Source organism: Microcystis sp. LEGE 08355 (genome assembly GCF_015207185.1).
Lineage (GTDB): Bacteria > Cyanobacteriota > Cyanobacteriia > Cyanobacteriales > Microcystaceae > Microcystis > Microcystis panniformis.
On record NZ_JADEXI010000175.1, the window covers coordinates 1 to 8,152 of the forward strand.

General features: G+C 45.1%; 9 protein-coding genes. 7 read left to right on the top strand and 2 right to left on the bottom strand.

Translation table 11 applies throughout. From position 1 onward, the window contains the following. Positions 1–113: 113 nt before the first annotated feature. Entirely contained in the window at positions 114–371 is a 258-nt protein-coding gene (locus IQ242_RS10885) for a chlororespiratory reduction protein 7 (protein ID WP_193959984.1), read from the bottom strand. A gap of 31 nt (positions 372–402) precedes the next feature. On the opposite strand from IQ242_RS10885, the gene IQ242_RS10890 reads away from it, so the two are divergent. The 7 genes from IQ242_RS10890 to IQ242_RS10920 all read left to right on the top strand — a co-directional run bounded on the left by IQ242_RS10890 (position 403) and on the right by IQ242_RS10920 (position 6,765). After that, on the top strand, positions 403–1,878 hold the full coding sequence (locus IQ242_RS10890) for a YdiU family protein (protein ID WP_228020927.1): 1,476 nt from the start codon (positions 403–405) through the stop codon (positions 1,876–1,878). Between the two features lie 772 nt (positions 1,879–2,650). Next, complete coding sequence (locus IQ242_RS10895; protein WP_002756880.1) at positions 2,651–2,926, top strand: hypothetical protein; 276 nt, start codon at positions 2,651–2,653, stop codon at positions 2,924–2,926. Continuing rightward, positions 2,923–3,291: a clan AA aspartic protease gene (locus IQ242_RS10900; protein ID WP_193959985.1), complete on the top strand. Its 369-nt coding sequence runs from the start codon at positions 2,923–2,925 to the stop codon at positions 3,289–3,291. Before IQ242_RS10895 ends, IQ242_RS10900 begins: the two co-directional genes overlap by 4 nt. Before the next feature lie 92 nt (positions 3,292–3,383). Further along, positions 3,384–3,602, top strand: a complete 219-nt coding sequence (locus IQ242_RS10905) for a hypothetical protein (protein WP_193959986.1) — start codon at positions 3,384–3,386, stop codon at positions 3,600–3,602. Next, complete coding sequence (locus tag IQ242_RS10910) at positions 3,599–3,868, top strand: type II toxin-antitoxin system RelE/ParE family toxin (protein ID WP_193959987.1); 270 nt, start codon at positions 3,599–3,601, stop codon at positions 3,866–3,868. The genes IQ242_RS10905 and IQ242_RS10910 overlap by 4 nt, the downstream gene beginning before the upstream one ends. Before the next feature lie 513 nt (positions 3,869–4,381). Then, positions 4,382–6,283 (top strand): glutamine--fructose-6-phosphate transaminase (isomerizing), encoded by a 1,902-nt coding sequence (gene glmS / locus IQ242_RS10915; protein WP_193959988.1) that lies wholly within the window; start codon positions 4,382–4,384, stop codon positions 6,281–6,283. A 164-nt stretch (positions 6,284–6,447) separates the two neighbouring features. Further along, positions 6,448–6,765, top strand: a complete 318-nt coding sequence (locus tag IQ242_RS10920) for a DUF3067 family protein (RefSeq protein ID WP_002756874.1) — start codon at positions 6,448–6,450, stop codon at positions 6,763–6,765. Between the two features lie 195 nt (positions 6,766–6,960). Here IQ242_RS10920 and IQ242_RS27090 read toward each other — a convergent pair whose 3' ends face one another. Then, positions 6,961–7,665, bottom strand: coding sequence for a PEP-CTERM sorting domain-containing protein (locus IQ242_RS27090; protein ID WP_193959989.1), 705 nt, complete (start codon positions 7,663–7,665; stop codon positions 6,961–6,963). Positions 7,666–8,152 lie beyond the last annotated feature (487 nt).

Consider the following 8,152-nt stretch of genomic DNA (forward strand, 5'->3'; position numbering starts at 1 on the left):
GACCCTAAGTAGCTGGTTATAATTAAATTGAAGATGGCTCCCCCCTTAATCCCCCCTTGATAAGGGGGGTGTCTGACAGTTTTTAACACCTAACTACTTAATAATGGGTTCCCTTATTTTTCCAAACGCACTAGATACCATTGTAGATAACCCCCCTCACCCAGGTCTAACTCGCAGTAATTATCGCGCAAATAGAGAGCTTTTTCCTCAAAACTAGAGAATTTTGCCAATTGTCGGGGACAAATCTCCGGTTTTGCGGCGATTAAATCCTTTAACTTATCCCGCAACTGGTCGGGAGTCTGGAATTGTTCAGATTGATCGGCCTCAAGGACAAGAAAATAGTCCCCTTGATACATAATAGAGTCGGGCATCGCTGTTTGATAGTCTCAGTAGGAAAAATTTTTGGCTATCTTTATCACTTTATCGCCTCAAAGCTCGATCGACACCACCACTATGACAGACCATCTCACCAATCCCTTTCTCAGTCTCCCTTACGAAAGCGCCATGCAGGACTTGGGGGACCAATACTACGATCAAGTTGCGGCTGCGGATTTTCCCCATCATATCCTTCGTTTTCGCAATGATGCTTTATTACCTTTGGTGGGAATTGAGCCAGAATTAACCTTAGATGAGCATTTTATCGAGGCTTTTGGTAAATTTCAATCCCTGACCCCTTTTTTAGCCCTGCGTTACCACGGTTATCAATTTGGCGAGTATAATCCTTTCTTGGGAGATGGTCGCGGTTTTCTCTACGGTCAAGTTAGGGGTATTGATGGCAAATTATACGATTTTGGTACGAAAGGATCGGGACGGACCCCCTATTCCCGTCATGCGGACGGTAGGTTAACTCTCAAGGGTGGAGTTAGAGAAGTCTTAGCTGGGGAAGCTTTACGCGGTTTAGGGGTGAATACCTCTCGCTGTCTCAGTTTGGTGGAAACGGGGGAATCCCTCTGGCGCGGTGATGAACCTTCCCCGACGCGATCTTCGGTGATGATTCGAGTTAGTAATTCTCATATTCGTTTCGGGACTTTTGAGCGTTTATTTCATATTAAACGTGGCGATTTAATTAAAAGACTCCTCGATCATGTAATTATTTATTATTATCCTGAAATCGATCCCCAAGATAGAGATCGCTATTTAAAATTTTACGCCGCTTTGATTGAAAGAACCGCTAAATTAGCAGCCCAATGGATGGCCGCAGGTTTTTGTCATGGGGTTCTCAATACCGATAATATGTCAATTACTGGGGAAAGTTTCGATTATGGTCCCTACGCTTTTATTCCTTCCTATAACCCCCAATTTACGGCGGCCTATTTCGACTACGGTGGTCGTTATAGTTATGGCAATCAGCCTTTTATCTGTCGCTTAAATCTAGAGTTACTGCAATCTCCCCTGTCCATGATTGTTTCCTTGTTAGAGTTAGATATGGCTTTGGCTAACTATGACCAGCATTACAATTTTTATTATCAAAAAATGATGCTCAAAAAGTTAGGTTTTGAGGATATTTTTACTCCAGAATCCGCTTTACTGGTCAGCAAAACTGTGGAAGTTCTCCAAGAAACTGGCCTCGGTTATCACGAATTTTTCTATCAATTAAGTGAACAATTTAATTACGGTTGGCGAGAAAATAGTTCTCTAATTATTGAAAATATGGATTTACCGAAAGCTGATTGGCAACGTTGGCGAGAGTTATATAGTTTGGTCTTAAATCAATTACCCCTAGATTCCTTGACTCAAATTGACGACACTTTAAAGCATTATAATCCTAAAACCGCTTTACTTAGACCGCTAATCGAATCGGTTTGGGAAGCCATTACCTATAAAGACGATTGGCAACCTTTCCAAGAATTAGTGATAAAATTACAAAATAAACAGTAATTAAGTAAGAGGACAAAATTAATTTCTTGGTTAGAATAGGCAACAGGTGGTTAAATATGTGTAATTAATTATCTCTAGCTACTTATTCAGGTCATTTCCTGAAATGCGTTGGACAAAAATTGACCAGACTTGGCGATCAATGTTTCCTCTCCAACCATTAAGAGTGTCAAAATAATAGTAAAATTTTGTGACAAAGTGCCGTCATATCTAAGAATCTTTGCTAGAACTCTAGAAAGCTTCTGTGATCAGTCTCCTTCAAGGAGATTGTTTGCAGTAAGCTCTTCTGGCTAACAGGCTTTTGGGTGTGATATGGGGAAAGTTTCTTGCAATTGCGCCTAAATCGAGTGATATACAGAAAGTTGATCTATATCGTTACTCTGGAGAGTGTTGTGCAGAAAGTTGACCTATAATGTGTAGTAAAACAATCCGTAGGGTGCGTTCCCTAATGGGGGTCTTACTGCTCCACCGATCGATTTTGAGGAACGCACCATGCACATTGATTGAAGCTGTGAGTTTAGGTGGAATGCTGAAGGCACTGGGTAGTGCGATGCCAAAGGCACTGCGTAGCAGATCGCCGATCTGGTAGGGTGCGTTCCCTAATGCAACTTCTACCGCTCCACCGATCGATTTTTGGGGAACGCACCATGCCCATGGATTGAAACTGTGAGTTTAGGTGCGATGCCGCTCTGGTCGGACCAGTTGAGGAATGTTAGCGAAGATTCCCAATGTTTGGTTAAAATAGAGGGGCAAAAGTCGCCACAGGGTCGCTTCAATGACAGTTCGACAACCCCGCTACAGTAAAGAAGAATTTGCTCGACGTGGTAATGAGATTTATCAATCTCAGGTACGTCCCCAAGTCGAGGAGGGTAATCAGGGGAAAATTGTGGCAATTGACATTGAAACAGGGGCTTTTGAAGTAGCGGATGATTTGGTAAGCGCAGCGAAGCAACTTTCTGCACGAGTGCCTGATACTCAGACATGGTTTGTTCGCATTGGGCATTCAGCCGTCGATCACTTTGGTGCACGGAGCCTGAGAACAAAGCCATGATGCAAGGTCGTGTAAATCAAGGGTGTGAGGCGACGTTAGCGATCGCAGTCAGAAACAATGAAACAACGCAGATAGTAGATGCTGTAATTGATACAGGATTTTCGGGTTTTCTCACCTTGCCGTCTGACATAATTGCTAGGTTAGGGTTTATTTGGGAGGGTCGAGATCTGGCGACGTTAGGCGATGGGACTTTCTGCACGTTTGAAGTTTACATCGGGCTTGTGATCTGGGACGGGCAATATCGTGAGATTTACATCAACGAATCAGAGACGGTTCCGTTGATTGGGATGCAGCTATTACGAGGATACGATTTGCGAATTCAGGCAATTGAGGGTGGTTTAGTTATGATCGAAGCGTTGAAGTAGAGTGCGATGCTGAAGGCACTGGGTAGCAGCACGCCATCGCTGTAGCAACGTGGAGGCTAGAATATATTAAGCCCTATCGTTAGATGTTGTATATGACTGAACGACTTGAGCAGGCGATCGCCCAATTAAAAACCTTGTCAACCGATCAACAGGACGCGATCGCAACTCTAATTTTGGCAGAACTCGAAGAAGAGCAGCGATGGAATGACTCCTTTGCTCGCTCACCAAACTTGCTGGCTAAACTAGCAGCCGAAGCAATGGCAGAACATCGATCGGGTAAGACTCAAGAATTAGACCCAGAAACGTTGTGAAGTCTTTTACCACTGCTGGTTTTCGGGAGATGTTTTCTGAGCTTCCAAAACCGATTCAAGAGCAGACCCGCAAAGCGTATCGGCAATTCAAAGAAGACCCAAGCTATCCCAGCTTGCGATTCAAGAAAGTCCATCCACAGCTGCCCATCTATTCTGCACGCATCAATAGGGATTATCGTGCTGTCGGTCAATTAGAGGATGATACGGTGATTTGGTTCTGGGTTGGTTCCCACCCAGAGTACGATATGCTGCTTGACCAATTGTAGTGCGATGCCGAAGGCACTGCATAGCAGATCGCTATCACTGTAGGGTGCGTTCCCTAATGCAAGTCCTACTGCTCCACCGCTCGATTTTGGGGAACGCACCATGCCCACTCAAAATCGGTAAAACCCTACACCCTACACCCCACACCCCGCCCCCACGAAAAACTTTTTGCCGCAAACCCTAATCAATTAACGCTCATTCTTAATTCTCCTGGCTACTGGCTCCTTACTCCTCACCTAAAGGAAGATTTTTGATTTTTGCAAGAGGTCTCTTGTTTGAGTATGGGACTGACTTCTTGGCTTCAGGCTCAAATCCCGTCAGTCCCGCTCGCTCAATCCTTGACTGGGTAAGCTTTTCCAACTCTTTGACCCCATCTTGCTCCCAAAAATGAGCGAACGATGAGTCCCATGAGAGGAAACTTTGCCCTTGTCAGTGCGTCTTTGGCCTCTAAGCAAACAAGTGTCACGCTTGCGATAGAATAGATCGGACTTAGCCTAAATGGGGTCAGGGAAAGAATGTGCGGAATTGTTGGCTATATCGGAACCCAAACAGCGATCGATATTCTCCTAGCTGGTTTGGAACGTTTAGAATATCGGGGTTATGATTCGGCAGGAATTGCCACAATTCTCGAAGGTGAATTACATCGAGTCCGCGCCCAGGGAAAACTCTACAATCTGCGGGAAAAATTAGAACAGGAAGTTAATCCCTCCCAAATTGGCATCGGTCACACCCGTTGGGCAACCCACGGCAAACCCGTAGAAAGTAATGCCCATCCCCACACCGATAATAGTCAACGGGTGGCAGTGGTACAGAATGGCATTGTCGAAAATTTTCAGGTATTAAGAACAGAATTAAAGGAGAAAGGCTGTATATTTGACTCGGAAACCGACACAGAAGTTATTCCCCATCTAATCGCCAGTTATCTACCCAAACCTACCGATGAAGACTACTTGGGGGTGAGTCCTTTCCTCAAGGCAGTTTTAAGGGCAATTGAACGTTTAGAGGGTGCTTTTGCCCTAGGGGTGATTAGTCCCGATTATCCCGATGAATTGATTGTCGTGCGGCAACACGCCCCTTTAATCATCGGTTTTGGTCAGGGGGAGTTTTTCTGTGCCTCCGATGTCAGTGCTTTGGTTCCCCATACCCGGGCAGTGCTGTCCCTGGATAATGGCGAAATCGCTCGGTTAACACCCTTGGGAGTAGAAATTTATAATTTTGAGGGCAAAAGAGTCCGTAAAAGCCCCAGAGTCCTCGATTGGAGTCCGACGACCGTAGAAAAACAGGGTTATCGTCACTTCATGCTCAAGGAAATCTACGAACAACCCGGAGTGGTGCGCGACTGTTTAGGGACCTATCTGCATCCCCATTGGACAGCACAAAATGAGGATAATGTCAACCCGATAAATATTAATTTTTCTGAAGAAATTTACGATAATTTAGAACATATTCAGATTTTAGCCTGTGGAACCAGTTGGCACGCTAGTTTAGTCGGTAAATACTTGATCGAGCAGTTGGCAGGTATTCCCACCAGGGTACAGTACGCCTCGGAATTTCGCTATGCACCCACCCCCCTGATGCCCAATACTTTAACTATCGGGGTGACGCAATCGGGGGAAACAGCCGACACTTTAGCGGCTTTGGAAACGGAAAAACAGCGTCGTTTAGGATTAGAAAAAAAATATCAGGCCCGGATTATCGGTATTACTAATCGCCCCGAAAGTACCCTAGCACAAATGGTCGATCAGATTATTAATACCCAAGCAGGAATCGAGATCGGGGTGGCGGCAACTAAGAGTTTTACGGCACAATTATTGGGTTTTTATCTCTTAGCTTTGGATTTATCCTATCGTCGTCAAACTTTGTCTTTAGAGAGAATCGAGGAAATTATTAATGGAATGCGATCGCTGCCAAGATTAATCGAGACTGTCTTAGAAAAACAGGAAAAAGCGATCGAAGAATTAGCCCATGAATTTAATGACACCCAAGACTTTATTTTCTTGGGACGGGGGATTAATTTCCCCATTGCCTTAGAAGGGGCCTTAAAACTCAAAGAAATCAGTTATATTCATGCGGAAGGCTATCCAGCCGGAGAAATGAAACACGGACCAATCGCGCTTTTAGATGCAAAAGTTCCCGTAGTAGCGATTGCTATGCCGGGGATAGTTTATGATAAGGTTCTCTCCAATGCACAGGAAGCAAAAGCAAGGGATGCGCGATTATTGGGAGTAGTTGCCGACAGCGATACGGAAGCGCCAAAAGTCTTTAATGATTTGTTGTATGTGCCGGAAATTGAAGAATTATTATCGCCAATTCTAACAGTAATTCCCCTACAATTGCTCTCCTATCATATCGCAGCCCGTCGCGGTTTAGACGTGGATCAGCCGCGCAATTTAGCCAAAAGTGTCACGGTGGAGTAAAGTTCAACAGGTTGAAACTATCCGATCAAGCGGAGATATCTGATCGTTGTGCTTTGCTGTTCTATGTTGTTCAGGTTTCATCCCTTCGGTAAAACCGAGGGTCTTCCCCTGACATTTATGATAAAATCAAGAGGCCGACTGACATCTGAGAAGCGATAGCAACCATGACGGGTGTGGACTTACAGCAATTATTACTAGAAAAATGGGGTCGTTCCTACGATATCCAGCTGCGACGCATCAAAGATAAGGTTCATGTCCAGGTAATGTGGAAATATCTCGAACAAGCTTCTTTTCCCCTCTCCGAGTCTGAATATCTGGAACATCTCAATGCGATCGCTAATTATCTCCACGAATGGGGTGGTTTTAGTCAATTTCAAGCTTTTATCCGCGAAACCCGCGAGCGTCCCCGTCTCGGTAAAGCGGTTAGTCTGGCCTTAGATCTAGGTGAAAGGGCATCGGAATGGCTGATCAGTGATCAGTGATCAATTATCAGTGACCAGTGGGATTGTTAAGTGAACAGTATACTGCATTTAAATTGCGTATTGGATATTTTAATACAAATGCTCGAACTCCCCACTCCCCCACTTCCCCACTTCCCACTTCCCCATCTCCCTCTCTAGACACAAAAAAGGCGTTAAGCTTAACCTTAACGCTTGCCTTTGATTTAATGGCAGTGACTAGCTCTTGCGACGAGCGAAAGCGCCAACACCAGCAACGGCTAAGATACCGAGGATAGCAGAAGGTTCGGGAACTTTAACTTTTGGCATTTGTGTGAAGTCGTTGGTGACACTGTTAAGGGAACCGGTGGGAGAATCGACCCGGTAAGTGTCTCTGACGAAGAGTTTCGTGATACCGGACGGAACTGGAACCATGGCACCAGAAGCACCCAACGCGGTCGTAGCCGTCGAAGTTCCGATTAACGCCGACCCATTGATACTATCTGACCAAACCATCTTCTCCGTAAAGATACCCGAGTTACCTGCGCCAGTTGCATCATAACCAATACTGAAATCTTTGAACATCTTCGCCGGATCAAGGATCTCGACCGTGTAATCTATGACGAAAGCACCTCCGGCTTGGGTCAGAGCGGGAGTTGGTCTGTAGTTGAAGGTGTGTCTGTCTATAGTCGGTGACAAGATTTGATCTATGAGAAGAACCCCGTTATCTATAGGACCAGACGTTGGACTGGAGCCGAGGAATGTGAAAAGCTTGTCTCCCACTCGGCAAGGAGCAGACTTGAAACCAGAAAACAGTTGTCCCAATGGTAGAGGACACACCGCCTGCGCTTGGGCGGGGGCAGTATTGGCAAAGCCGAAAGCGGCAACGCTGCCAGCGATGGCAAGAGCGCCGGTAGTTACTCGTCTAGAGATGTTTGTGATCATTTTAAGTGGTTTGTTACTTTTTATTAGGGCAAAGTACGTAGACTACGCACTTCATTATACTTATAACCTGGGTCAGATTAAATGTCAAGTTAATGGAATGAAAAGAAAGTGAGATGCTCCCCAGTAGGGTGCGTTAGCGTAACTCACTAAAAACCTTTCTTTGTGGTGCGTTACGGCAATATTCAGAGCTTGATTTTTGCCCTAAAAACAAGGGATTGCCTAACGCACCCTACCCAACTACTAGAAGCATAACGCAATCGCAACAATGCAATCTACTTCGGTTATCGTACAGCCCTTATCTAAAGACTTGTGTGATTTGAAGCGGTCAAGGAAGTATTTATGGTCACAGGTAAGCTAAAACGCAGATGATTACACCTCGACCTAATATTATAGCGGTAAGCGCTTGAGTGAGATACAGACCAAGCTTTGCCTAGCATGGTTTATAGCTCGTGACACTGTACCTCATACGACTGCACACCGCTATATG

Excerpts from the sequence above, each read along its gene's own strand:
- IQ242_RS10900 (WP_193959985.1), top strand. The coding sequence starts at position 2,923 with ATGATGCAAGGTCGTGTAAATCAAGGGTGTGAGGCGACGTTAGCGATC.
- IQ242_RS27090 (WP_193959989.1), bottom strand. The coding sequence starts at position 7,665 with ATGATCACAAACATCTCTAGACGAGTAACTACCGGCGCTCTTGCCATC.
- IQ242_RS10905 (WP_193959986.1), top strand. The coding sequence starts at position 3,384 with ATGACTGAACGACTTGAGCAGGCGATCGCCCAATTAAAAACCTTGTCA.
- glmS (WP_193959988.1), top strand. The coding sequence starts at position 4,382 with ATGTGCGGAATTGTTGGCTATATCGGAACCCAAACAGCGATCGATATT.
- IQ242_RS10895 (WP_002756880.1), top strand. The coding sequence starts at position 2,651 with ATGACAGTTCGACAACCCCGCTACAGTAAAGAAGAATTTGCTCGACGT.
- IQ242_RS10885 (WP_193959984.1), bottom strand. The coding sequence starts at position 371 with ATGCCCGACTCTATTATGTATCAAGGGGACTATTTTCTTGTCCTTGAG.
- IQ242_RS10920 (WP_002756874.1), top strand. The coding sequence starts at position 6,448 with ATGACGGGTGTGGACTTACAGCAATTATTACTAGAAAAATGGGGTCGT.